Origin of the sequence: Croceitalea marina (assembly GCF_042684265.1) — a bacterium.
Taxonomy (GTDB): domain Bacteria; phylum Bacteroidota; class Bacteroidia; order Flavobacteriales; family Flavobacteriaceae; genus Croceitalea; species Croceitalea marina.
On the sequence record NZ_JBHULB010000008.1, the window covers coordinates 114748 to 140561 of the forward strand.

General features: G+C 36.8%; 23 protein-coding genes. 16 read left to right on the forward strand and 7 right to left on the reverse strand.

Annotated elements, in window-relative coordinates; genetic code table 11:
* Positions 1 to 90: 90 nt before the first annotated feature.
* Together ACFSQJ_RS07500 and ACFSQJ_RS07505 are read left to right on the forward strand one after the other, a co-directional pair.
* On the forward strand, positions 91 to 1752 hold the full coding sequence (locus tag ACFSQJ_RS07500; protein WP_377766330.1) for a PorP/SprF family type IX secretion system membrane protein: 1662 nt from the start codon (positions 91 to 93) through the stop codon (positions 1750 to 1752).
* A 578-nt stretch (positions 1753 to 2330) separates the two neighbouring features.
* Positions 2331 to 2960 carry a response regulator transcription factor gene (locus ACFSQJ_RS07505; protein WP_377766331.1) on the forward strand — a complete coding sequence of 210 codons (630 nt, stop codon included), beginning with the start codon at positions 2331 to 2333 and terminating at the stop codon, positions 2958 to 2960.
* A 66-nt stretch (positions 2961 to 3026) separates the two neighbouring features.
* On the opposite strand, the gene ACFSQJ_RS07510 is transcribed toward ACFSQJ_RS07505, so the two are convergent.
* Entirely contained in the window at positions 3027 to 3572 is a 546-nt protein-coding gene (locus tag ACFSQJ_RS07510) for a hypothetical protein (protein WP_377766332.1), read from the reverse strand.
* Positions 3573 to 3716: 144 nt separating this feature from the next.
* The gene (gene dnaK, locus ACFSQJ_RS07515; protein ID WP_377766333.1) at positions 3717 to 5630 is read right to left on the reverse strand and encodes a molecular chaperone DnaK; all 1914 of its coding nucleotides are present in this window, start codon (positions 5628 to 5630) and stop codon (positions 3717 to 3719) included.
* A 161-nt stretch (positions 5631 to 5791) separates the two neighbouring features.
* Here dnaK and ACFSQJ_RS07520 point away from each other — a divergent pair, with 161 nt between their 5' ends.
* From ACFSQJ_RS07520 to ACFSQJ_RS07530, 3 genes are read left to right on the forward strand one after another with little or no spacing between them, the layout of a single operon-like run.
* Positions 5792 to 7216 (forward strand): L-serine ammonia-lyase, encoded by a 1425-nt coding sequence (locus tag ACFSQJ_RS07520; RefSeq protein ID WP_377766334.1) that lies wholly within the window; start codon positions 5792 to 5794, stop codon positions 7214 to 7216.
* A complete protein-coding gene (locus ACFSQJ_RS07525; protein WP_377766335.1) occupies positions 7217 to 7669 on the forward strand; it encodes a pyridoxamine 5'-phosphate oxidase family protein in 453 nt (150 codons plus the stop codon).
* 6 nt (positions 7670 to 7675) lie between these two features.
* Entirely contained in the window at positions 7676 to 8731 is a 1056-nt protein-coding gene (locus ACFSQJ_RS07530; RefSeq protein WP_377766336.1) for a 1,4-beta-xylanase, read from the forward strand.
* On the opposite strand, the gene ACFSQJ_RS07535 is transcribed toward ACFSQJ_RS07530, so the two are convergent.
* Complete coding sequence (locus ACFSQJ_RS07535; protein ID WP_377766337.1) at positions 8728 to 9198, reverse strand: nuclear transport factor 2 family protein; 471 nt, start codon at positions 9196 to 9198, stop codon at positions 8728 to 8730. The genes ACFSQJ_RS07530 and ACFSQJ_RS07535 overlap by 4 nt on opposite strands.
* A 112-nt stretch (positions 9199 to 9310) precedes the next feature.
* Between ACFSQJ_RS07535 and panB the strand changes: the two genes are divergently transcribed.
* The 5 genes from panB to ACFSQJ_RS07560 are packed head-to-tail and all read left to right on the forward strand — an operon-like array spanning position 9311 to position 12884.
* Positions 9311 to 10129: a 3-methyl-2-oxobutanoate hydroxymethyltransferase gene (gene panB / locus ACFSQJ_RS07540; protein ID WP_377766338.1), complete on the forward strand. Its 819-nt coding sequence runs from the start codon at positions 9311 to 9313 to the stop codon at positions 10127 to 10129.
* A gap of 11 nt (positions 10130 to 10140) precedes the next feature.
* Positions 10141 to 10800 (forward strand): SGNH/GDSL hydrolase family protein, encoded by a 660-nt coding sequence (locus ACFSQJ_RS07545; protein WP_377766339.1) that lies wholly within the window; start codon positions 10141 to 10143, stop codon positions 10798 to 10800.
* A complete protein-coding gene (locus ACFSQJ_RS07550; protein ID WP_377766340.1) occupies positions 10784 to 11482 on the forward strand; it encodes an RluA family pseudouridine synthase in 699 nt (232 codons plus the stop codon). The genes ACFSQJ_RS07545 and ACFSQJ_RS07550 overlap by 17 nt, the downstream gene beginning before the upstream one ends.
* A gap of 30 nt (positions 11483 to 11512) precedes the next feature.
* Positions 11513 to 12034, forward strand: coding sequence for a DUF4252 domain-containing protein (locus ACFSQJ_RS07555; protein ID WP_377766341.1), 522 nt, complete (start codon positions 11513 to 11515; stop codon positions 12032 to 12034).
* A 22-nt stretch (positions 12035 to 12056) separates the two neighbouring features.
* Positions 12057 to 12884, forward strand: coding sequence for a M23 family metallopeptidase (locus tag ACFSQJ_RS07560; RefSeq protein ID WP_377766342.1), 828 nt, complete (start codon positions 12057 to 12059; stop codon positions 12882 to 12884).
* Between the two features lie 7 nt (positions 12885 to 12891).
* Here the strand turns inward: ACFSQJ_RS07560 and ACFSQJ_RS07565 are convergent, their stop codons facing one another.
* Positions 12892 to 14436, reverse strand: coding sequence for a hypothetical protein (locus ACFSQJ_RS07565; protein ID WP_377766343.1), 1545 nt, complete (start codon positions 14434 to 14436; stop codon positions 12892 to 12894).
* A 146-nt stretch (positions 14437 to 14582) separates the two neighbouring features.
* Between ACFSQJ_RS07565 and ACFSQJ_RS07570 the strand changes: the two genes are divergently transcribed.
* Genes ACFSQJ_RS07570 through leuB form a run of 4 tightly spaced genes read left to right on the forward strand, consistent with a single transcriptional unit; the run spans position 14583 to position 18851 of the window.
* Positions 14583 to 15755, forward strand: coding sequence for a 2-isopropylmalate synthase (locus tag ACFSQJ_RS07570; RefSeq protein WP_377766613.1), 1173 nt, complete (start codon positions 14583 to 14585; stop codon positions 15753 to 15755).
* Entirely contained in the window at positions 15755 to 17140 is a 1386-nt protein-coding gene (gene leuC, locus ACFSQJ_RS07575; protein ID WP_377766344.1) for a 3-isopropylmalate dehydratase large subunit, read from the forward strand. Before ACFSQJ_RS07570 ends, leuC begins: the two co-directional genes overlap by 1 nt.
* Positions 17140 to 17727 (forward strand): 3-isopropylmalate dehydratase small subunit, encoded by a 588-nt coding sequence (gene leuD / locus ACFSQJ_RS07580; RefSeq protein ID WP_377766345.1) that lies wholly within the window; start codon positions 17140 to 17142, stop codon positions 17725 to 17727. The genes leuC and leuD overlap by 1 nt, the downstream gene beginning before the upstream one ends.
* Positions 17728 to 17732: 5 nt before the next feature.
* Positions 17733 to 18851 (forward strand): 3-isopropylmalate dehydrogenase, encoded by a 1119-nt coding sequence (gene leuB / locus ACFSQJ_RS07585; protein WP_377766346.1) that lies wholly within the window; start codon positions 17733 to 17735, stop codon positions 18849 to 18851.
* Position 18852: 1 nt separating this feature from the next.
* On the opposite strand, the gene ACFSQJ_RS07590 is transcribed toward leuB, so the two are convergent.
* Positions 18853 to 20073 (reverse strand): peroxiredoxin family protein, encoded by a 1221-nt coding sequence (locus tag ACFSQJ_RS07590; RefSeq protein ID WP_377766347.1) that lies wholly within the window; start codon positions 20071 to 20073, stop codon positions 18853 to 18855.
* A 130-nt stretch (positions 20074 to 20203) separates the two neighbouring features.
* Here ACFSQJ_RS07590 and pheT point away from each other — a divergent pair, with 130 nt between their 5' ends.
* A complete protein-coding gene (gene pheT, locus ACFSQJ_RS07595; RefSeq protein ID WP_377766348.1) occupies positions 20204 to 22612 on the forward strand; it encodes a phenylalanine--tRNA ligase subunit beta in 2409 nt (802 codons plus the stop codon).
* Positions 22613 to 22616: 4 nt separating this feature from the next.
* On the opposite strand, the gene ACFSQJ_RS07600 is transcribed toward pheT, so the two are convergent.
* Complete coding sequence (locus tag ACFSQJ_RS07600; RefSeq protein ID WP_377766349.1) at positions 22617 to 23186, reverse strand: fasciclin domain-containing protein; 570 nt, start codon at positions 23184 to 23186, stop codon at positions 22617 to 22619.
* 209 nt (positions 23187 to 23395) lie between these two features.
* On the opposite strand from ACFSQJ_RS07600, the gene ACFSQJ_RS07605 reads away from it, so the two are divergent.
* The gene (locus ACFSQJ_RS07605; RefSeq protein WP_377766350.1) at positions 23396 to 24115 is read left to right on the forward strand and encodes a hypothetical protein; all 720 of its coding nucleotides are present in this window, start codon (positions 23396 to 23398) and stop codon (positions 24113 to 24115) included.
* Here ACFSQJ_RS07605 and ACFSQJ_RS07610 read toward each other — a convergent pair whose 3' ends face one another.
* On the reverse strand, positions 24116 to 25744 hold the full coding sequence (locus ACFSQJ_RS07610; protein WP_377766351.1) for an ABC-F family ATP-binding cassette domain-containing protein: 1629 nt from the start codon (positions 25742 to 25744) through the stop codon (positions 24116 to 24118).
* Positions 25745 to 25814 lie beyond the last annotated feature (70 nt).

The window sequence follows — 25814 nt, forward strand, 5'->3', positions numbered from 1 at the left end:
AGCTCTTTACCATTTATTTAAAATGGAGACAAAGCATGCTTACAACGTGCTCCAATAGAAATTACCAGTTTCACTTTAAACCCCGAAAAGATGAACTCTTTAAAACAATATTCAAAAATTAGCCTACTGCTTTTGATTGCTCTACTAGCTTCAGAAAACATGTTGGCGCAAGAAACGGAAAGCTCTAATCAATACAATGTAGAAAGCCCATTTCATAATCAATTATTCTTTAATAGGTTCTTAATAAATCCTACATTCTCATTAGTGCGTGAAAACAAATCATATTTAAATGTATTGTTACGTAATCAATACGCAGCTTACGAAAACAATAACCAGAATTATTACTTAGGCTTTAGTAATAAGCTAGATAAGAATACGGCACTGGGCTTAGGGGTCTACGGAAGATGGTCTGGTATCATAGAAGAATTCGGTTTTAATGCCAATTATGCAACAGCAGTACAATTAGGAGAAAAAAGTGCATTGGCCTTTGGAACAAACGTAAATTACCTAAGTCAAGGACTGGCAAAAAACAGAGTGGTAGCAGATGAGAATGACCCTTTGATTCAAGATGCTCGAAAAGAAAATAAGGTAACGGTTGAACCGGGTATTAATTTATCATTGAACAAGTTTGATTTTGGACTTTACTTTAGAGACTTAGTGGTATACAACCAAACAGCAAATGAACTAGAAACCAATATGGGTTTAGAAAGTATTACGGGTACCTTTCAATACAGCCATACCTTCAAAAGAGCTACGGGTTTATTGGCTAACGGTAGATTAATGCCAATGGTACAGGTAGGTGCTAATGCTAACGGAGAACTGTCATACACTGGGGCAGTGCTTTTAGACCTTCCCTCTTTTGGCTGGTTTCAAACAACCTATGACGATTCTTATGGTTTTTCTTCCGGTATTGGAGTAAACTTAAACAAGAAATTATCACTTGGTTATCTTATGGAAAAGAACCTTACCGAAGTTGGCGATAATCTGGGTTGGAACCATGAGCTTTCATTAGCCTACTCTTTTGATGATGATTTACGTGGAGTCGGGATTGATGTAAATATTGCAGAAAATAAATCAGAAGATGCCAGAATAGACGAAGTAGTGAAAAATTATGAAGAACAGATTTTAAACCTTAAAAAAGAATTAACTAAAGGTGCTCCTGCCTTGGTAGATGAAAACTCCGTGGCTTATGAAAATAGACTAATTCTTGATGAACTGATCTTAAGACAAGACTCTATCGAAAAGGCACGAGATGAAATGTTTGAAAAGCGCTTTGAAACCATGGTGAGACTAATTAGACACGAAATCCAACAAGATCACCAAGAACCAAAGCCTAAAAAACAAACCAAGTACGCTAATTCACGTTTAGCCGAAAACACCAACGAAACTAAGAAAAACTACAGGGCAAATTATAGAACGGACCTGTTTGAAAAAACACCTATAAAATCTCAAGATGGTTCAAATGTCGTTGGAGTTGAATCTGGTTACTATATGATTGCCAATGTGTTTAAGAATGAGAAATACTTAAACGCCTTCATGAACAACTTGAAGAAAAAGGGATTGAACGCCAAAAAATTCTATAATAAAGAAAACGGGTTGCATTATGTGTATTTGGCAGGATTCAAATCTAAAAGTGAAGCAGCTGATGCTTATGGTAATGACCTTGCCGGAACTTACCAAGAAGATAAATGGATTATGGAAGTATATAATCCGCTGAATACTGCAACTGCAGATATTACTTTTGAAGAATAATTAACAAGAGCTTACTAATCGGGGTTGATTTTTAGCCATTAATTGTAAGATAGTGGCAGATGCTTTTGTAAAAAGGGTTGACTGGTAATCAACCCTTTTTTCTATTTCAGAGTAGTCCATAAACATTATTTTGAAAGAAAAATCCTACAATATTTTTTGCGTATCAGAAAAAATTTCTATATTGTCAATGTAAAAGTTACCCAAATACTTTTAAACCCCGTAAAACCTACAATATGAAGTCTTACTACTACCTCTTCAAAAATCTTACTATTTCAATTTTTCAAATTCACAGAGAGAAGGATCCTTTGATTATTCTTATAAAGGTATAGCTCTAACGCTATTTCTGCTTTTTGGTCATTTTAAAACTATAGTCGCTTTATTTCGCTATTATGTTTTATTAATGCTCCTGTAATAATTCAAAGATAATTTGTTTGCCACCTATAATTCAAGGTCAAATACCTTGATCTTATCCATGCGAACAACATATTCGATAAGACCTATCTAATACATGGGCAGGTTATCGGTATTTCAAATTTTTTAAACACGAACAATGAGTACAACCCCAAATCTTATTTCATATGAAAACAGAAGCATTACGTGTCATCGTTATCGACGGTGATCAAAGCTCACACCCAAAGTATGAGCAGTATTTTGAAACCTTTTACGATTATAAGCTCGTAGGCGCATTTAAATCTGTGCATGACGCATTACAGAATTATCGAAAATACCGACCTGATATCGTTCTTTCAGAAGTATCGTTATTTGGTATTTCTGGAATTGAAGGAATTCAATATTTCAGAAAGAAAGACCAAGCGATCAAGATAATTCTATTGAGTGTAAAAAATGATTTTGATATCGTGAAAAAGGCCTTTAAAGCTGGTGCAAATGGGTATCTTACAAAACCTGTCACCAACGACAGATTGCTCGAAGCACTTAACTCTGTTAAAGACAACGGTGCTGCCTTAAGCCATGATGTTGCCCGTACCGTAGTAGAAATGTTTCAGAAAAAGAAATATGAGTCGCTATCTAAAAGAGAAAATCAGATTGTTGAATACTTAGGGCAAGGCGCTACTTACAAGAGTATCGCCGATAAATTATACGTTACGCCAAGTACCGTTAATTTTCATATTCAAAACATTTATCTCAAACTCAATGTGAACTCAAAATCTGCTGCTTTAGAAAAGCTTAGAATGCTCGAGGCATCTTAGCAGAGATATCAAAATCAAAAACCCGTAATTACTTACGGGTTTTTTTAAACATATTATTTGCGGTTCTTAATTCTCAAACTCCGTCGTAGCCTTAAAATTTTCTTTAACTCTTTTACCAGATGGATAGTTAAAAATCCAACATTCATCTAAAACAGAACAATACTGAACTATAATTGAAACTTCTTCTTCATTCATCTTCTCTACTATTTTTCGTGTTTCATCGCTCCACGCTATAAAAAACAGCAGTCTCTCTTCTCCTGCTTTTAATACTGTATTATTTAATACGCCTTGTTTTATTTGGTTATATCCAATAGTGGTTTCCGGTGATACTTTATTTAAAAGATCTAAATAGTTAGTCACCGATTGACCATTAAAGGACACTTCAACAGAATTTATCAAAGCCGGACCTGTTCCATTATTAAGCCCATAAATACTAAAACCTTCTGAATTATAACCTTGGCTTATTGAAAAGTATGGCCACACTGTGGCCTTTTGTTGTGCTTTTAGCAAGTTTGCTTCATATATGGATACTACTAAGGCCAGTACACTTATTATTAAAGCGGTGGCCGTACCTAGACTCTGAAATAATTCTCGTTTGCTATTCGATTTCATTAGATGGTAATTTCATCTGAAAATAAAACAAAAACCCCGATGTTTACACATCGGGGTTAAATTATTGTAATCTTATTCTACATGCTTAGGGTACGCTCAGCATAAGCGACTCACAAATTTTGTTTTACAAAAATTGTTCGCTGCTTACTTGACCTCTTCGAAGTCTACGTCTTCCACATTATCACCTTCTGCTGCATCGCCTCCAGTGGCATCACCTGCATTTGCAGTTGGGTCACCACCTGCTTGCGCAGCATCAGCTTGTGCTTTGTACATTTCTTCTGAAGCTACTTTCCATGCCTCGTTAATTTTGTCCAAGGCAGGCGTAATTACAGCCAAATCTTTACTTTCGTAAGCTTTTTTCAACTCTTCCAAAGCTTCTTCGATTGGCTTTTTCTTATCGTCAGATAGTTTATCACCAAACTCGGTCAATTGCTTTTCTGTTTGAAAAATCATTCCATCGGCCTCATTCAATTTATCTGCAGTTTCTTTTGCTGCCTTATCGGCCTCTGCATTTGCTTCGGCTTCAGCCTTCATTTTTTGGATTTCCTCATCGGTAAGTCCAGAAGACGCTTCAATACGAATATCTTGAGATTTATTAGTCGCTTTGTCCGTTGCAGAAACTTTAATAATTCCGTTCGCATCAATATCAAAGGTCACCTCAATTTGTGGCACACCGCGTTGCGCTGGCGGAATACCGTCTAAATGGAATCTACCAATAGTTTTATTGTCCGCTGCCATTGGTCGCTCTCCTTGCAGTACGTGAATTTCAACCGAAGGTTGATTATCTGCCGCCGTAGAGAAAACTTGAGACTTCTTTGTTGGGATTGTTGTATTTGCTTCAATCAATTTTGTCGCAACACCACCCATAGTTTCAATACCAAGTGAAAGTGGCGTAACATCCAATAACAATACATCTTTTACATCTCCTGTTAAAACCCCACCTTGAATTGCAGCACCTACGGCCACTACCTCATCTGGGTTAACGCCTTTAGAAGGTTTCTTTCCAAAGAATTTTTCAACAGCTTCCTGTACCGCAGGTATTCTAGTCGAACCTCCTACCAAGATAATTTCATCAATATCACTTTTTGAAAGTCCTGCAGATTTTAAAGCAGTCTGGCATGGCTCAATAGTGCGTTTTACCAAATCAGCGATTAGTTGCTCAAACTTGGCTTTCGTCAAAGTGCGCACTAAGTGCTTTGGCCCAGATGCTGTTGCCGTAACGTATGGCAAGTTAATCTCGGTCTGCGCAGAAGAAGATAATTCGATTTTTGCTTTTTCGGCAGCTTCACGCAGTCTTTGCAATGCCATAGCATCTTCACGCAAATCCATGGACTCATCTTTCTTAAACTCTTCAGCCAACCAATCAATAATTTTTTGATCAACATCATCTCCACCTAAATGCGTATCACCATCTGTAGATAATACCTCAAAAACACCATCGCCTAATTCTAAGATAGACACGTCATGTGTACCACCACCAAAATCGAATACTACAATTTTTTGATCCGTATCTTTTTTATCTAAACCGTACGCTAATGATGCAGCAGTTGGTTCATTTATAATACGTTCAACTGTTAGACCTGCTATCTCACCAGCTTCTTTAGTCGCTTGTCTTTGCGAATCGTTAAAATAAGCTGGAACTGTTATTACAGCTCTTGTAACATCTTGCCCTAAGTAATCTTCTGCTGTTTTCTTCATTTTTTGAAGAATCATGGCAGATAATTCTTGCGGAGAGTACATACGACCATCGATATCTACACGTGGTGTATCATTGTCTCCTTTAACCACTTTATAAGGTACTCTTTTAGCTTCTTTAGAAGACTCAGAGAATTTGTTCCCCATAAATCTTTTGATAGAATAAATGGTTTTATGTGGATTGGTAACCGCCTGACGTTTTGCAGGGTCCCCTACTTTAATTTCTCCACCTTCCACAAATGCAATAACAGATGGTGTTGTTCTTTTACCTTCTGCGTTTGGGATTACAACGGGCTCGTTACCTTCCATTACGGAAACACAAGAGTTGGTTGTCCCTAAGTCTATTCCGATTATTTTACTCATGTTTATATAGTTATGCTTTTATATTTACTTTTTACACTCCCCCTACAAATGTCAATGATTATGCCATGACAATAAATATGACAAGCTGTCAGAAACTGTATGAAAAAAGTTGATGGTACTTCTGTTTTTGCAACCTATATTTGGTAAAACAAACCCAACCAATGGAATGTATCAGTGTTTTTGACATGCTCAAAATTGGCGTAGGTCCGTCAAGTTCGCATACGCTTGGACCATGGAGAGCTGCTGAAAGATGGATTGCCGAACTACAAGAAGCAAATACTTTTAGAAATGTTCAAAAAATAGAAGTAATTCTATACGGCTCATTATCATTGACCGGTAAAGGTCATGCTACCGATACTGCTATAGTTCTTGGTTTACTAGGAAAGGACCCTGTTACAATACCTACAAAACAAATTCCAGAACTTATAACAGTTGTAAAGCAACATAAAAAGATACTGTTTGGAGGGGAACTTGAGCTAGCGTTTGATTTTGATACGGATATCATTTTTAGACGAACGTTTTTGCCTTTTCATGCAAATGGTCTGGAGTTTAAAGCTTATTTAAAAGATGGTGAGACAAGTTCTGAAACCTATTATTCTATTGGCGGAGGCTTTGTGGTTAAGGAAGAGCGCACAAACTCTAAAGAGAATAAAGCCGTTTTCAAAAGTTTTCCCTTTCCTATTAAAACAGGCGCAGAACTTCTGGCTTTTTGCACACAAGAAAACAAACCGATTTCAGCTATAGTTTTAGAGAATGAACGCTCACTACAAAGCGATGCTGAAATTGATAGGGGTATCAAACATGTTTGGACTACCATGTTAGAGTGCATGTACACAGGCTGCCATACTGAAGGTGTTTTGCCTGGAGGATTAAATGTTCGCAGGCGGGCATTTGACATTCACCAAAAACTCAAAGGGGAACTCCCCTATTCTACTCCTTTAGATTGGTTAAAAACCATTCGGGAAACCGAAGTGAAATTCAGACAGATTTTAAAATGGGTCAGTTGTTTTGCTTTGGCCGTAAACGAAGTAAATGCCGCTTTAGGACGCGTGGTCACTGCGCCTACAAATGGCAGTGCGGGGGTTATACCCGCTGTATTGATGTACTATTTGGTCATAGAAAACCATGATGGTGACTTTGATGATATCAAGCGATTTTTATTGGTAGCAGGTGAAATAGGCAGCATCTTTAAAAAAGGTGCCACAATATCCGCAGCTATGGGTGGATGCCAAGCTGAAATAGGGGTTTCTTCAGCTATGGCGGCAGGAGCTTTAACTGAATTGATGGGCGGTACCCCGGAACAAGTTTTGTGTGCTGCTGAAATTGCCATGGAACATCACTTAGGGCTTACTTGCGATCCTATTGGAGGTTTGGTTCAAGTGCCTTGCATAGAACGTAATTCCATGGGGGCCATTAAAGCCATCAATGCGGCAGAACTTGCAATGGACACGGACCCGGCATCGGCAAAAGTACCATTGGACAAGGTCGTAAATACCATGTGGGAAACAGCAAAAGATATGAACAGTAAATACAAAGAGACTTCTGAGGGTGGCTTAGCGGTTGGTGTATTTTTAAGTGATTGTTAGATGAATCTGACCAAAGAAATAAAAGCGGCTATAGACAAAAGCGTTCTCTGTTGGCTCGCAACCGTATCAAAAGATAACATCCCTAACGTTTCTCCAAAAGAAATATTTAACCATTATGGTAAGGATAAAATTATTGTGGCCAATATTGCTTCGCCACAAACTGTAAAAAATATTAAGCAAAACGCAAATGTATGTATTAGCTTTATTGATATTCTATTACAAAAAGGGTTTCAAATTAAGGGGGAAGCAGAAATCATTGACAAAACACATCTAGAATTTTTGGAAATGGAAAAGGTATTGGCCAAGATGGCCAAGGGTAAATTTCCTTTTGCAACAATTACAAAAATCAAAGTTCTACAGGCTAAAAAAATTATTGCTCCTAAATATATTTTATATCCAGAGACTACTGAGGAAGAGCAGATTAAAAGTGCCAAAAAATTATACGGAATATAGAAACCCATGAAGTTTTTGAAATTAATCATAACTATTTGGTTAAGTGCTTTGCCGCAATTAATTTATGCGCAACCTAGTGATAGTAATTTAGAGAGAAAAACCTCAAAATTTGAACCGACCGAAGGCAAGTACCTCTTTTTTATTGGTCAGGATATGGGTGCAATTGGCGGCTTGGATAATTACACCAATGGGTATTGCGATAATTTTGATGTTCCAACGGGCTTTACCCTTTATACAAATACACGTAATGAGGGTATTGAAACTATTTTCAATTGGGGAGCTGGGGATAATTGTGCTCAATGTATCTTAGAGGATTCTGATTTTAAAAACAGTTTAGTCTCTATCGGTTTATCGTTAGTAAACGATGAAAAAGAAGTAGCAAATGGCAAACGAGATAGCTATATTAAAGAATTAGGAATGTGGATTAAAAGTTTGGGTAAACGCCCAGTTTTTTTAAGAATTGGTTATGAATTCGATGGTTGGGAATGGAATCATTATAACAAACGACATTATTTAAAAGCCTGGAAAAGAATTTACACCATTTTTAATGAAATGAATGTTACCAACGTAGCCCTTGTCTGGCAGTCTAAAGGCTCAGGTTCAAATCAAGGTATTTTGGAAAAATGGTATCCTGGAGATGACCTTGTAGATTGGTGTGGTTATTCCTATTTTGGAAATCCAGATGAGGAAATGTTAACCTTCGCTCGAAAACATAAAAAACCAGTATTCATTGCAGAAGCTGCGCCTGTCTTTGAAGAAGGTAATTTATATTTTGATACGCGTCTTACCAATCCTAAAATAGCTGAAACTGCTTGGACAAAATGGTTTGTGCCTTTTTTAGAAACCTTATATCACAACTCGGATGTGATAAAGGCATTTGGCTATATCAATGCAAATTGGTCGGCCCAATCTATTTGGAAAACAAACCCTGTCTTTAAAAAAGTAGATTCTAGAATACAGGCTAGCGATTTTATTTCTAGAAAATGGAAAAAAGAAATGGCCAAGCCTAAATATTTAAAACCTAATGCTAAATTGTGGCAACGGCTCAACAAACACCCTTAGCCTTTATCTTCTATACACCCTGCCCTGCCCCGAGTGTCGATTAAGTAAATAATTTTCCAATCACCATCAAAATTCACCATTTGAAAAGAGTTAATGCCGCAATGGCTAAAGTTGCCATTCAACCAAAATTCATAACCCACCCAAGCATTGGCCATAGTTCGATCCACTTGTATGGACCAAGAAGTTAATTTTTCCTCAAAGGCTACACTATCGGGTATGCTGGTTATTGAGCTAATGAGCTTACTGATTTTTTCATTCCGAAATAGTGTTTTTCCTTCTTTATTGCGTCCCGTAGTTTGTAAAACAACTTCATTTGCTAAAACACTTTTCATTATAACCGAATCTTGCTTATGAAAGCCCTCGAAAAATCTTTCAACTACTTGTTTAACGGCTTCGGTCTCTGAACGCTGCGCATTACAAAAGGTACACACTAAAAAAAGTAAACTAAAAAGGCCTGTAAGTTTCATTTGATGCTATTTCTGATTTTATGTTGTATGCAAGCTACAAGGTAAGAAATAGATTCTTGCTTTCGCAGGAATGACAAAAACTGCTTACATTTAGCCTTCAAATTAGTATGAAATGTCAGTAGCCAAGAAAGAGTATAAGAGAGTAACCGTTAAATCACTGGTTGAAATGAAACAAAACGGAGAGAAAATCTCTATGCTTACAGCTTATGATTATTCTATGGCCAAAATTGTTGATTCGGCCAATGTCGATGTTATTCTAGTTGGCGATTCTGCTAGTAACGTTATGGCAGGTCATGAGACTACCCTACCCATAACATTAGACCAAATGATTTATCATGCCAGTTCTGTTGTGCGGGCCGCAAATAGAGCCTTGATTGTTGTTGACATTCCATTTGGAAGCTACCAAAGTGACTCTAAAGAGGCTCTGCGTTCTGCAATACGCATCATGAAAGAAAGTGGCGGGCACGCCGTAAAAGTTGAGGGTGGCGAAGAAATAAAAGACTCTGTTAAACGAATCATAGGAGCTGGAATTCCTGTTATGGGACATTTAGGTTTAACCCCCCAATCAATATATAAGTTTGGAACATACACCGTTCGCGCAAAAGAAGATGCAGAAGCAAAAAAATTAAAAGCTGACGCAAAGCTTTTAGAAAAACTAGGTTGCTTTGGTATTGTATTAGAAAAAATACCCGCAAAGTTAGCTAAAGAAGTTGCAGAAAGTGTTTCTATTCCTGTCATAGGTATAGGTGCAGGAAATGGCGTAGACGGTCAGGTTTTGGTTGTGCATGATGTTTTGGGAATGACCCATGAATTTAATCCGCGTTTTTTAAGGCGCTACATGAACCTTTACGAAGAAATGGGCAACGCCATTTCACAATACGTAGATGACGTAAAAAGCAAAGATTTTCCGAACGAAGAAGAACAGTATTAATCTAAGTCTTTATGCTGCTTAAAAGAAGATTCTTTTTACTATTTCTCTTAATTAGCAATTTTCAACTTAGTATTGCTTCAAAAGCATTATTTGTAGACAATCCTTATCAAAACTTAAAGGTTCTTTTTATTGGTAATAGCCTTACTTATACTAATAATTTACCAGAGCTAGTGAAAAAAGAAGCACTTCTTCAAGATATAAGGCTAGAAATGACCATGATTGCTTATCCAAATTATGCTTTAATTGATCATTTGAATGATGGTGATATTCAAAAATTGATAGCTGAAAATAATTATGATTTCGTAGTAGTTCAGCAGGGGCCTTCCTCGCAGGCCGAAGGAAAAAAAATGTTACTTGAAGATGGTGCAAAAATCAAGAAACTTTGTCAAGATAATGGGGCCGAAATGGTTTATTTCATGGTATGGCCTTCAAAGCAATACTACTACACTTATGATGATGTTATCAAAAATCATATACACGCGGCAACATCCAATGAAGCTCTTTTAGCTCCTGTCGGTGCCATTTGGAAAATGCATTTCGACAAAACAAATGATTATTCATACTATGGTGCTGATGGTTTCCACCCTTCTTTGATAGGTAGTAAGATAGCAGCTAAGGTTATCAGTAAAACAATTTGCAAGCAATCAGCGATTTATGGCAATAAAGATTAGGTCCTCAGCAAAAAACCTGCAAGTACTTTTTGAGGATAACCATATTATTGTTATCAATAAGAGACCGGGCGATATTGTACAAGGGGACAAAACGGGTGATACCCCATTAAGTGAAGTAGTAAAAAAATACTTGAAAATTAAGTATGACAAGCCCGGTAATGTATACTTAGGTGTTGTGCATCGTCTAGACAGACCAACTTCAGGTATCGTAGTATTCGCAAAAACTTCAAAAGTCTTGCCTAGGCTGAATAAACTATTTTCAGAGGGAAAAACACAAAAAATCTATTGGGCGATGGTTGATAAAGTACCTGATAACAAAGAAGATACGTTAATTCATTGGCTAGTTAGAAATTCTAAACAGAATAAATCTTATGCTCATAAAAGAGAGGTTTCGGGTAGTAAAAGAGCACTACTTGAGTACAAATTGCATACGAAACTGGACAATTATTTTTTGTTAGAGATTAATCTAAAGACGGGTAGGCACCATCAAATTCGGGCCCAACTGGCAGCAATTGGCAGTACTATTAAAGGTGATTTAAAATATGGCGCTGCGCGCAGTAATAAAGACGGAAGTATTCATTTACACTCTAGAAGTCTAACATTTGAGCATCCTATAAAAAAACAATTAATAGAATTTACGGCTCCCGCTCCAAACGACCCTATTTGGAACGCCTGTCTTTAAATTTTACCTATTTTTAAGCAAACACATATCATGAAAAAGCTCATCTTATTACTACCACTAATTTTATTAAACTCATGTGGAAGTTATAATTCTATAGACAGTTTTTACGAAGCCCACAAAAATGATAATCAGGTAACGGCCATACGCGTACCACAGTTTATGTTTACGTTGGTAAGCGAGATATCGCCTGAAATGAAATCGCTGGTAGGGAATACCCGTGATTTAAGATACATGCAGTTTCCCAGTAAAACTGAATCTCAAACCAGATTTTTAAATACGCAAATGAACAATTTTGCCAGTAGTTCATTCATAGAAGTGTTCCGTAAAAATGATGAATTAAAGCGTAATGTGGTTTCTATACGCGAAAAACGCGATGTTGTAAAAGAGATTTTAATCTATAACAACGACAATGCGACCGGATCTTTTCTATATTTTAATGGCAATTTTGACCCTGTAAAAGTTCGTGAACTAGCTAAGAACAATCAATTTGAAGAATTTTCAAAAGGACTTCTTCCTCAAATGAATCTAGGTACTCCCGGTATCTCTCAATAGAAGATTTTAAATAGAGATTTCAATGCTTAACATCAAGTTCACAAAAACCGCACTTTTTTGTCTTTTAATTTCGTTAACGGTTAAAGGGCAACGAAAAGATCAGGGTATACGATTCATTAATGAAATTACCGCAGATTCTGTTTTCTTTCATTTAGAAAACAACTACTATGCTCCTATCACAATTCAAACTACCCCAAATTTAGAAATGGAAGGTAGAATAAGGGTAAACAAAGCTGCTCTAGTCAGTAAACGAGATACACTGTTTAAAACCATTGCAGTACCTCTAAACCTTGTGATTGATACTACTGCTATTGATTATTCACAATTTATTGAATTTAAAGGAAATTTGGGCGATGCAAATTTAACTGAGGATACGAAACATTTGTACGCCCTACCTTTTGAAAAAGGAAAAGCCTATGAAATTATGCAAGCGAATTTTGGTCGCGTATCTCATGATAAAAAAACATCTTTTTACGCAATAGATTTTACAATGCCCGAAGGCACTCCAGTCCATGCGGCAAGGGCAGGTATTGTGATAAAAACCCAAGACAAGTATACCGAGCGTGGCGGTGAAGAACTAAAATACAAAGCTAATACTATAGCGATTTTTCATGAAGATGGAACCATAGGGCACTATGACCACCTACAAACGCAAGGTGTTTTTGTAAAGCCTGGGGATTACGTAAAAACTGGTCAGTATATTGGTTTATCTGGTTATACAGGATACACAACAAAACCACATTTACATTTTGTAGTGCAGAATGGGAAAAATGAAGCCGTACCAATTTATTTTAAAGGATATAAAAACAAAGTTCTAAAACAAGGTAAACACTACAAAAACAAGAAGTAGTGCTGCTCTATCGGGTAATCGTCAAGGCCTTTTCACGAATTATTTGCCCGACAGGTTTATTATATAGATGACTTTCTAACCAAGAAATGATATCTAAATATAAAAATGCGCGTTTCTCATAAGGATGGTCCTCATACTTTTTCAGTTCTTTATGGAGTTTTAAAAATTCATTGCGGAGTTCATTCGGATAAATGTCCCCTAAGCTTCTTAAGAACTTTATCATTTCTTTTTGCACCGCCTGTAAATCGTTCATCTTCAATAAAAACTTGTACGTGCTTTTTAGCTGAACTTCCAAATGGTAGTCCATACCCGCCTCATAATGGGCCACTAAGCTCAAAACACGTGCAAAACACATAAGATCTTCACGCATCTTAAGGTTTTTGTTAGAGATAATTTTCTTTAGGTAAACAATACAGTTCTTATTATCACCATTTCCAAAATACAAACATGCAATCTTGTAATATAAAAGCATGATATGATGCTGGTCTATTCGGTCTTTGTGCTTGTTGATACCATACTCAACGATATTTACTAGATATAAGCCTTTTTCGAAGGTGCCTTCTAAAAAATGAAGATTTAATTTATTTGAATTGATATATAAAAATGCCAATGAAGAAATATTATCATTCTTTGGAAAATCAGAATTCTGCGTCATTTTTTCCAATCGGTCCAAAGTCTGTTTAAATTGAGAACGATACTTTACATAGAACAACGATTCTAAGAGATAATGGTTTCCTTTTAAAAAGAAAACAGGGTTCAAATGAATCATTTCTTCATTCTCATAAAACAAGTCCACCCATTTGCTGGCGTATTTATATGATGATAAAAAGTCTTGGGTCAAAAAACTATACCATAAATGGGCCTTATAAAGCCAAAGCTTCTCACGAAAACCCAATGATTCTATGGAGTAGTCGGGCAAATGTGATTCGAAGTAATCCGTTACTTCCTGTAGGTCTTCATCGGTTCTGACATAACCAACTTTAAGCATCATGCCGTATAACTGTAAAGACAGATTAGACAATTTACTGGTCATCACATTATGAGCAGAAAGTTCTTTTGCCTGCAAAGCTAACTCGTCTGCCCTATCAGGTATACTTCTAGTGATATATTGAGTTTCTATTATCTTTTCAAGCTCAACGATTTCATAAGCAACATTTTTTTCTTCATTGTCAATCGCAATATGTTTTGCCTTATCTAAAATCTTCAATGCTTGCTTATAAAGTCCTTTTTGATATAAGATTGTGGCAAAATCCAATTGTTCCCGTATTTGCACCCTGATATTCTGATTTACTGGATTCAGTCGTAAACTCACCAAAATTTGCTTGTATAAATGGGCTTTTAGGTTAGAGAGCTGCGTTTTTTTTACAATTCCACTTTCCAGAATTTGAGATTCGCTGTAGACACGCATTTTGTCCATTAAATTGAACAAGGCCAAAAACTTAGCATCCGTATTTACCCCCAAACGACCAACATAAAGCTTAAACTGGCGCTTTTCAGATTTAGAAAGTGATTTAACCAGAACAAATAAGGTGTCCTTTTGGGTATTTGTCATCGTAAAATAAAACGTTTAAATAATTGTTTTACAGTATTTTAACCTATTCGAAAAACTATTTAACATTGTAATGGAATACAGGTCTATTCAGTTCATGAACTACTGTATTTTATCTTCGTATAGATTCGTTAAAACTACGCAAAATGATGGGTAAAGATAAGGTACAAATTTTTGATACGACCCTTAGGGATGGTGAACAGGTTCCTGGCTGTAAGTTAGATACCAAACAAAAGTTGGTTCTAGCCGAAAGACTAGAAGAGTTAGGTGTTGATATCCTAGAAGCCGGTTTTCCAATTTCAAGCCCTGGTGATTTTAACTCAGTTAACGAAATTAGCAAGATTATCAAAAGCGCAACGGTTTGCGGCCTTACACGTGCGGTAGAAAAAGATATTAAAGTTGCCGCCGAAGCACTTCGATATGCCAAAAGACCTAGAATACATACCGGTATAGGTACTTCAGAATCGCATATCAAATATAAATTTAAAACTTCTCAAGAAGAGGTTATCAGAAGAGCTGTGGCAGCGGTGAAATACGCAAAATCATTTGTTGAAGATGTTGAGTTTTTTGCTGAGGATGCTGGAAGGACCGACAATGATTATTTGGCAAGGGTCTGTGAAGCCGTTATTAAGGCGGGGGCAACCGTACTAAATATACCCGATACAACGGGGTATTGTCTACCAGAAGAATATGGTGCGAAAATCAAGTATCTAAAAGAAAATGTCACTGGTATCGACAAGGCCATTTTATCTTGTCACTGCCATAATGATTTAGGTTTGGCAACTGCCAATTCCATTGCCGGGGCCATAAACGGGGCAAGACAAATAGAATGTACAATTAATGGAATTGGAGAGCGAGCCGGAAACACCTCTTTAGAGGAAGTTGTAATGATTTTAAAGCAGCACCCTGACCTAAATTTAGATACTAACATAAACACTAGGCTCCTTTTTGAGACTAGCGGTATGGTATCACAAAAAATGGGAATGCCCGTTCAACCTAACAAAGCTATCGTCGGCACAAACGCATTTGCCCACAGTTCTGGTATTCACCAAGACGGTGTGATAAAGAATCGTGCTACTTATGAAATTATCGACCCTGAAGATGTTGGTGTAAGTGAATCTTCAATAGTTTTGACCGCGAGAAGTGGCAGAGCCGCACTGGCTTATAGAGCTAAAAAAGTTGGTTACGAGTTAACAAAATTACAGTTAGACGAAGTCTATGACAATTTTCTAAAATTTGCTGATGTTAAAAAAGAAATAGTAGATTCTGACATTCATGAGATTATTGAAACCAGCAATATAGAATTAGAAAGTCTTGCTTAATGAAGAAAACACTTTTTGATAAGGTTTGGGATGCTCACGTAGTTGAAACTGTCCCAAACGGACCCCAAATTTTATACATTGATAAACACTTGATTCACGAGGTTACTAGTCCGCAAGCTTTTGCGGAACTGGAACAACGAGGTATTACCTTAGCAAGACCTGATAAAACAGTCGCGACCGCAGACCACAATGTACCCACATTAAATCAACACCTAACAATTAAGGATGCTTTATCGCGAAAACAGGTAGAGATGCTAACCAAAAATTGTACAAATCATGGTGTTACCCTATATGGATTAGGACATAAATATCAAGGGATTGTTCATGTAATGGCGCCAGAGCTCGGTATTACACAACCAGGTATGACTATGGTATGCGGTGACAGCCATACCTCTACACATGGAGCATTTGGCACAATTGCATTTGGTATAGGTACAAGTCAAGTGGCACAAGTTTTTGCAAGTCAGTGCCTTTTGCTTAATAAGCCAAAGAAAATGCGCGTTACCGTCAATGGAAAACTTAATAAAAACGTATTGCCCAAAGATGTCATCCTATACATTATTGCCCAACTCGGAACGAATTCCGGTACCGGTCATTTTGTAGAATATGCAGGAGACGTCTTTGAAAACATGAGTATGGAAGGGCGCATGACCGTATGTAATATGAGCATTGAAATGGGTGCTCGTGGTGGCATGATAGCGCCGGATGAAACCACTTTTGAATACGTCAAAGGCAAAGAATTTGCACCAAAAGGAGACGATTGGGCTAAAAAAGTTACGTATTGGAAGACATTGCCAACGGATAAAGATGCTAGTTTTGATACGGAATATCATTTTAATGCATCGGATATTGCACCTATGATTACTTATGGTACCAATCCTGGTATGGGCATTAAAATAACTGAGAATATTCCTGAAATTGAAGACACCTCTTTCGAAAAAGCACTTACTTATATGGGCTTAAAAAAGGGGCAATCTTTAATTAATCATCCTATAAACTATGTGTTTATCGGAAGTTGTACAAACTCAAGGATCGAAGACTTTAGATTAGCGGCCGCACATATAAAAGGAAAACAAAAAGCAGGCAACGTGACCGCCCTTATAGTGCCTGGTTCGCAACAGGTGGCAAAACAGATAAAAGAAGAAGGTCTACAAGATATATTTGAAACTGCCGGTTTTGAGATTAGGCAATCTGGCTGTTCTGCCTGTTTGGGTATGAACGATGATAAAATACCTGCTGGAGAATATTGTGTTTCTACTTCAAACAGAAATTTCGAAGGAAGACAAGGTCAAGGAGCTCGAACCCTATTGGCCAGTCCATTGGTGGCGGCCTTAACTGCCGTGGAAGGAAAAATTGTGGATGTAACCGAACTTGAAGCAGTATAATGGAAAAGTTTAAAAAATTAATTTCAACCGCGATACCACTTCCTATAGAAAATGTGGATACCGATCAGATAATTCCTGCCCGTTTTTTAAAAGCTACGAGCAAAGTTGGTTTTGGTCAAAATCTTTTTAGAGATTGGCGTTTCAATAAAGATGGAAGTATTAAGGAAGACTTTATACTAAATGATGGGAATTATGTTGGAAGAATTCTTGTAGCCGGTGAAAATTTTGGTTGTGGTTCTAGTAGAGAACATGCCGCATGGGCTTTAGAAGATTATGGTTTTAAAGTTATTGTTTCTAGCTATTTTGCCGATATATTCAAAGGTAATGCCTTAAATAATGGATTACTGCCAATTCAAATTTCAAAAGAAAAGTTGACCGAGCTTTTAGATTATCTAACGAAAAATCCAAAAACCGAGGTCATAGTCGATTTGGAAAATCAAATTTTAAGTTTAGAAGCAATTGAGTTAAAAGAATCCTTTGAAATTGATTCCTATAAAAAGATGTGCTTAATAAATGGCTATGATGACATCGACTTTTTGATAAGTAAAAAACAGACTATTGAGGCGTTTGAAGCGCAAAACCAATAAATCACATGAATCTAAATATAGCTTTATTACCTGGAGATGGTATTGGACCAGAGGTGTTAAACCAAGCTGTGAAATGTTTACAGGCTGTTGAAGAAACCTTTAACCATACCTTTGTGTATAAAGAAGCCCCGGTAGGTGCAATTGCCATCGATAAAACCGGCAATCCCTTACCAGATAAAACCTTACAACTATGTAAAGATGCCGATGCTGTACTGTTCGGTTCTATTGGGGATCCAAAATATGACAATGACCCTAAGGCAAAAGTTCGTCCAGAACAAGGCTTATTAAAATTGCGCAAAGAATTGGGACTTTACACCAATGTAAGACCTGTAAAGGTTTTTCCGACCTTAATAGGCAAATCTCCCTTAAAAGAAGAAATTATTTCTGGTACTGATTTCACCATTTATCGTGAATTAACCGGTGGAATATATTTTGGAGAAAAAAAGTTGAATGAAGAAGGTACTATAGCTTCAGATTTATGTGAATATTCTGAAAAAGAAATAAGTAGAATTGCGCATTTAGCTTTTAAGGCGGCAAAGAATAGACGAAATAAACTTACCCTTGTCGATAAGGCTAATGTATTGGAGTCATCTCGGCTTTGGCGCAAGGTGGTTACTAAAATTGGTGAAAGCTATCCAGAAGTAGAATTAGATTTTCTTTTTGTAGATAACGCAGCAATGCAGGTTATTTTAAATCCGAATCAATTTGATGTCGTATTGACCGAAAATTTATTTGGTGATATTATTTCAGATGAGGCAAGTGTAATTGGTGGGTCTATAGGTTTATTGGCATCGGCGTCCATAGGAGATGAGAATGCCCTTTTCGAGCCAATTCATGGTTCTTATCCGCAGGCAAAAGGAAAAGATATTGCCAACCCTGTTGCATCTATTCTTTCGGCTGCAATGCTTTTAGAACATTTTCAACTCTTTGAAGAAGCAATGGCTATTCGCGAAGCAGTCGACAAAGCATTACAAAAAGGAATTGTTACTCCCGATTTAGATGAAAAAAGCAACTTCGGAACAAATCATGTTGGTGATTTTATTGCAGACAATATCGTAGATAATGATGATGATCTTAACATCAACGATGAAAATATTGGTTTAGGAAAATCAACGATTATCTAAATTACTCACTTAACAATTCCGTTAGTGTCTCGTTGAATTCCTTTTTGAATTCTTCATGTTTTTCTAAAGTTGCAGGACCGTTGAAACCTGTATGTATCTTGTGTATATTTCCTTTTTTATCTATGTAAATGGTGGTAGGATAAGACAATACATGATTAAGCATAGGTAATTTTTCATTGGCCAACACTTTATCGGAGCTACCAAATTGGGCCAACAATATTGGATAAGGAACCCCAATCCGTTTTTTTAAACGGTCTATGCCTTCAAACGCTTTTTCTTCTGTTTTTGCATATTCAAAAGCCAAAGCAATGACTTTCAAATCAGGGTTTGGGTTGTTTTTTAGATAATCAACGTAAAACTTGGTCTCATCTAAGCAATTCGGACACCATGTACCCATAATCTGTACTAAAACCACTTTATTGGCAAACTCTTTATCTGCCAAACTGGTAAACTTCCCATCCGCATCCGGAAAAGTAAAATCTAGCTTTTCATAACCTTCCTTTATATAAGTTAACGTATTTGCATCAGCTAGTTCAAAAGCTTCATTACGCCTCGCTTTAAAGTTTTCAATACTATGATTGCCAGAGTAAAAAACGCCCCCTAAAGTTGAATCTGTTGCTGTAGCATTAAAAAGAAAAACATGAGCCCCATCAAAAGTCGATAGTTTTAACTCATTTCCATCTACAACACCTTCTAGGTATCTGTAATCACCTGTATTCGTTCTAAAGGTGCCTATTACCTTATCATCTTCTTGGGCGAAAATTCCCTTTGCTGGGTAAGGACTCTCGCCATCAAAATCGAAGTTAACCTCCCATATTCCTGATAAATTTACTTTAGGCTTTTCTGATACTTTAAAACGAGGTCTGTCCCCAAGTTTTGCATAAAATGGTACGACCCGATCTAAACTCTCTTTAATAAAATTGCCTTTTATTTCATTATCAGAAAATTTCCCTGCAATATATCCTTCAAAAATTGGCATCTGAATTTTAATCGAATCCTTATAAAATTCAAACTCATCTATAAGTACTCTTTCATCGGCATTTCTTACCTCCATAGCAAAGCTACCTGCATTCTCCGTTAAAGTGAAATTAAAAGGCAATTGTTGATCTTCAGCGACCTTCATATTAGCCCACCACTCCCCTTCGCTTAATTTTACCTCTTTCTCTTCTTTACAAGAACTAATTACGCTTAAGAGCACTATCAAAATAGACAATCGTTTCATCAACTCATATTTTTTTCAATTATATCGAAAAAATATGGCTCTACTTACATTTTTACCGAAATCTTTGCATAGAAAGTAGATTGAATGTGAGTTGGCAATGTTTTATATTTGCAAACTTTAAAACTGACCAATGAAGATTTCGTACAACTGGTTGAAGCAATTTTTGCAATTGGACTGGGAGGCAGAAAAAACCGGAGAACTTTTAACCGATTTAGGACTCGAGGTTGAAGGTATTTCCAATTTTGAATCTGTTAAGGGAGGCCTTGATGGAGTTGTAGTGGGCCATGTACTTACCTGCGAAAAACACCCGAATGCCGACCGGCTTAAATTAACAACTGTTGATATCGGCCAGCAAAATCCTGTTCAAATCGTTTGTGGCGCGCCTAATGTAGCTTCAGGTCAAAAAGTGCCAGTTGCTACAATAGGCACTACACTTTATACCAATGAAAATGAAGCGTGGCAGATAAAGAAAGGTAAAATAAGAGGTGAGGTAAGTCACGGGATGATATGTGCGGAAGATGAACTTGGTCTCGGAAAAAGTCATGATGGAATCATGGTTCTTGATGAGAAATTGAAACCCGGAACTCCTTGCAAAGACATTTTTGAGATTGAAAATGACCAGGTGCTCGAAATAGGTCTTACGCCCAACCGCTCTGATGCTATGAGTCATTTTGGTGTAGCAAGAGATTTAAAGGCTGGGCTAGAGCAACAAGAAATAACCAAGGAACTTATAACGCCATCGACCAGTACATTTTCTATTGATAATCGTTCATTGAAGTTTGATGTAGAAGTAGAAAATAATGAGGTCGCTCCGAGGTATTGTGGTGTTACCATCAGCAATCTTCTGGTACAAGAATCACCTACTTGGTTAAAAAACAGATTAAAAGCTATAGGCCTATCGCCCATAAACAATGTAGTGGACATTACCAATTATGTTTTACATGAATTAGGGCAGCCTTTGCACGCCTTTGATGCTGCAAAAGTCAAAGGAAATAAAGTAGTTGTAAAAACACTTCCAAAGGGTACCAAATTTACCACACTTGATGATGTTGAAAGAGAACTACATGAAGATGATTTAATGATTTGCGATAACGAAAAACCGATGTGTATTGCAGGAGTTTTTGGCGGCAAACATTCAGGTGTCACCGCAGATACTACTTCTATTTTTCTTGAAAGTGCTTATTTTGATGCTGTTTCCATAAGAAAAACTGCAAAGCGGCACGGACTAAATACCGACGCTTCCTTCAGGTTTGAACGAGGAATAGATATTAAGACTACTGAATACGCCTTAAAACGTGCAGCACTATTGATTAAAGAGGTCGCCGGAGGAGAAATAACCTCCGATATTGTTGATTTATACCCAAAAAAGAAAGATGATTTTCAGGTTTTTTTAACTTTTGAAAAGATTTATAAATTGATAGGTCAAGAAATACCTAAAGACAAAATTAAATCTATTCTAAGCTCACTTGAAATCAAGGTAAACAATGTTACAGAATCTGGTTTAGGGCTTACCATTCCTTCGTATCGTACCGACGTTCAAAGAGAAGTCGACGTAATTGAAGAAATTTTAAGGGTTTACGGGTACAACAACATAGATTACAAAGAAAAATTTACAGCCTCTATCGCTCGAACCTCGAAATTTGAAAATCATAAATTACAAGATGTAATCGGTGACCTGTTGGCGTCTAGAGGTTTTTACGAAATCATGACCAACAGTTTGGTGCCTAACGAATCTTATAAAGAAGATTCCAATGTTACCATGCTAAATCCTTTAAGTACAGATTTAGGAGTGCTTCGAGAATCCATGTTATTTTCTGGTTTAACTGCTATTGCGCATAATCAAAATAGGAGAAAGCAGAATTTAAGATTATTTGAATTTGGTAAGACCTATTTGAAACATAACAATGGTTTTCAAGAAGATATCCATCTGTCTTTGTTTGTTACCGGTAATCAGTTCGAAAATAATTGGTCAGTGCTCAACACCCCTTCGGGTTTTTATTATCTGAAAGGTATTTCAGAGGCAATTTTGAGAAGAATTGGAGTTCAAGGGTATCAGCAAGTAGAAACGAAGGAAGCACTATTAACCGAGGGCATAACCTTCGAAAAAGATGGTAAAACAATCGTATCATTAGGTATTGCCAACAAAAGTTTTGTTAACAAGCTTGGTATTAAAAGTGAGGTGCTTTTTGCTGATTTTAATTGGGACTTACTACAATCATTTGCAGCAAGCAATAGTATTTCTTATCAAGAAATTCCGAAATTTCCGGAAGTAAATCGGGACTTTGCATTGTTATTGGACGAAAAAATACAATTTAAAGATTTGCACGACATCGCATTTAAAACGGAACGGAAGTTTTTGAAAAAAGTAAATTTATTTGATGTCTATACAGGCAAGAACTTACCTGCGGGCAAAAAGTCCTATGCTGTAAGTTTTACACTGCTAGACACCTCTAAGACTTTAACAGATAAGCAAATAGATAAAATTATGTCTAAGCTGCAGAATGCCTACGTTGAGCAGTTGGGAGCAGAGTTAAGATAAATTGCTAAATTCTTGTTGGTGGTAAGATAACACTATCGATTTCGTGCATGATACCATTACCCCTTGTAGAATCGGCTACAGTTATCATAGCAGAATTACCCATACTATCTGTCAAAATAATGTCGATGCCACGCATTGTAGCTGTTATTTTATCGCCTTGAATAGTCGTGAAAGTCGTTTTTCCTTTGCCCCTACATAAAGCTTTAAGAATACTAGAGGCTGTAAGTTTTCCCGGAACAATGTAATATTTTAAAACTGATTTCAATTGATTCTTGTTGTCGGCATTCAGCATAGCCTCAAGCTTGGTTTTTGGAAGTTTCAAGAACGCGTTATCAGATGGGGCAAAAATGGTGAATGGTCCACTTTCCTCTAACAAATCATTTAAATCCGTAGCATTATAGGCAGCTAGTAAGGTTTTGTGATTGTCAGTCGCTATTGCTTCTTTAATATTCGTGTTTTCCTTTGAGACATATACTCCAGAAGGTATGGCAGCAAGACTTTTATTCTGGGAGAATCCAAAGTTAACGATAACAAATAGTACAACAAAGCAGGTGACAGTTTGGGGGAATTTCATTTAAAAATACTTAGTGTTTCGTTCTATACCGTTATTGCTATTCATCGATGAAATACCAAAAACATCGGTAAGATAGCTTTTTACTTCATATTTTGGGGGTATGAACCATGTAGTTCATAGAAATTAACAAAATATTAACTTTTTGACATTTGTACCGCTTCGGAAATAAAAATTGTATTTGACTAACTTTGAAAAAAAGCCAGAAAAAGATGATACTTCCCAAAACTGATATTGAGGATAAGTTACTGCTTACCAAAAACAAATTGGTTTCTAACGATACCATTTTATTGGAAGTGCAGCAACTCTTAGAAAAAGATTTTGAGATAGAAAGCGAAATTGAAAATCGTCTCTCTCAACCTTCAAAAAATGTTGAAAATGCATTTGATTTTGAACTTTTAGAAACTGAGAGAATCTATCACATTGAACAAATCAAAAAAATCTGTACTGATTATCGATTGCGTTTTTTAGACTCTAAATACTTTAAAGGAGAAATTCCGCAAAGCGCAATATCTAAAATCAAACACCTAGAAAAAGCCCACGCAATAAGTTTAGAGGGTTTTAAAATGATGGCACCATCAAAATTATTCAAACTTGAAGATAAGGATGACCCACTTTTATTTGCCCCAATAGGCAACGGTTACTATTATCTGATTCACAAATGGGGTAATGACCTGCATCCTTTAAGAAAGTTATTGGTGTGGCCTTTTAGGGGTATGGTAAATCTTACCATTACCACCTTGATAATCAGCTATTTTGCTACCTTTTTGGTTCCTGATGGGTTGTTTTCCAAATCAGGTTCAAATGCACAATTCTGGATTTTATTTTTCTTTATGTTCAAAACAATCGGTGCAATTGTTATCTACTATGGTTTTGCACAGGGGAAAAATTTTAACCCGGCAATCTGGAATAGTAAATATTTCAACGCATAGTTAGACCGTTACAGCATACATTTTTTTGCGCTGCTCTTTGATGGATTTATCCGACATATATTCATCAAAGGTCAAGTGCCTATCAATGGCGCCATTTGGGGTCAACTCGATAACTCTTGTAGCCACAGTTTGAACAAACTCATGGTCATGCGTAGTCATTAATATGGTACCCTTAAAGTTTTTAAGGCTGTTGTTAAATGCTGTTATACTTTCTAAGTCTAAATGATTGGTGGGTTCGTCTAACAATAATACATTGGCACGTAATAACATCATTCTACTCAACATGCAACGTACTTTTTCTCCCCCTGAAAGCACGGTCGACTTCTTTAGCGCCTCTTCTCCACTAAAGAGCATTTTTCCTAAAAACCCCCTTACGTAAACCTCTTCTCTTTCTTCTTCAGTTTTTGTCCATTGACGCAACCAATCTACCAAATTCATATTGGCATCAAAATATTTTTCATTATCTGCTGGCAAATAAGATTGTGTGGTGGTGATGCCCCATTGAAACTTTCCAGAATCAGCTTTTTTATCTCCAGCAATTATTTCATAAAAAGCGGTCGTAGCTCTAGAATCCTTAGAAATAATGGCAACCTTATCCCCTTTAGCGAGGTTAATATCTACATTGGCAAATAATAAATCACCATCCTCTGAACTGGCGGTTAGTTTTTCAACATTCAAAATTTGATCTCCCGCTTCTCGCTCTCTATCGAAAATGATTGCTGGGTATCTTCTACTAGAGGGTTTGATATCATCTGCCTTTAATTTATCCAACATCTTTTTACGAGAAGTTGCTTGCTTGCTCTTAGCTACGTTAGCACTGAAACGAGCGATAAACTCTTGTAGTTCTTTAGCCTTTTCTTCAGCTTTTTTGTTTTGCTGAGCACGTTGCCTAGACGCCAACTGGCTGCTCTCGTACCAAAATGTATAATTACCCGAGTAAAGGTTAATCTTGCCAAAATCAATATCTGCAATATGCGTACAGACAGCATCTAAAAAGTGTCTGTCGTGTGAAACCACAATAACCGTATTGTCATAATTAGCCAAGAAGTGCTCTAACCAACTTATAGTTTCATAATCCAAATCATTGGTGGGCTCATCCATTATCAGTACATCTGGACTACCGAAAAGCGCTTGAGCAAGTAATACCCTTACTTTTAATTTAGAGTCCATATCCGCCATGGTGGTGTAGTGCAAGTCTTCGGTGATGCCCAAGTTTGATAATAGCGCCGCTGCATCACTATCGGCATTCCAGCCGTTCATTTCTTCAAACTGCACCTGCAACTCCCCTATTTTCTCGGCATTTTCATCGGTATAATCGGCGTACAAGGCATCAATCTGCTTTTTAATTTCAAATAAAGGTTTATTGCCCATAACCACAGTTTCTAGAACAGTAAACTCGTCATAAGCATTGTGGTTTTGCTCGAGTATAGACATTCTCTTGCCAGGTTCTAAATGAACATGCCCAGAAGTTGGATCGATTTTATTGGCTAATATTTTTAAAAAAGTAGATTTACCCGCTCCATTGGCCCCTATAATTCCGTAGCAGTTGCCCTCTAAAAAAGCAACATTTACTTCATCAAACAAAACTCTTTTACCGAATTGAACAGATAGATTAGATACTGAAAGCATTTCTCAATTAATTTTCTGCAAAAATAGACAAAATTAATCCCCCCCACCAACTGTATTACTTGAGGAAAAA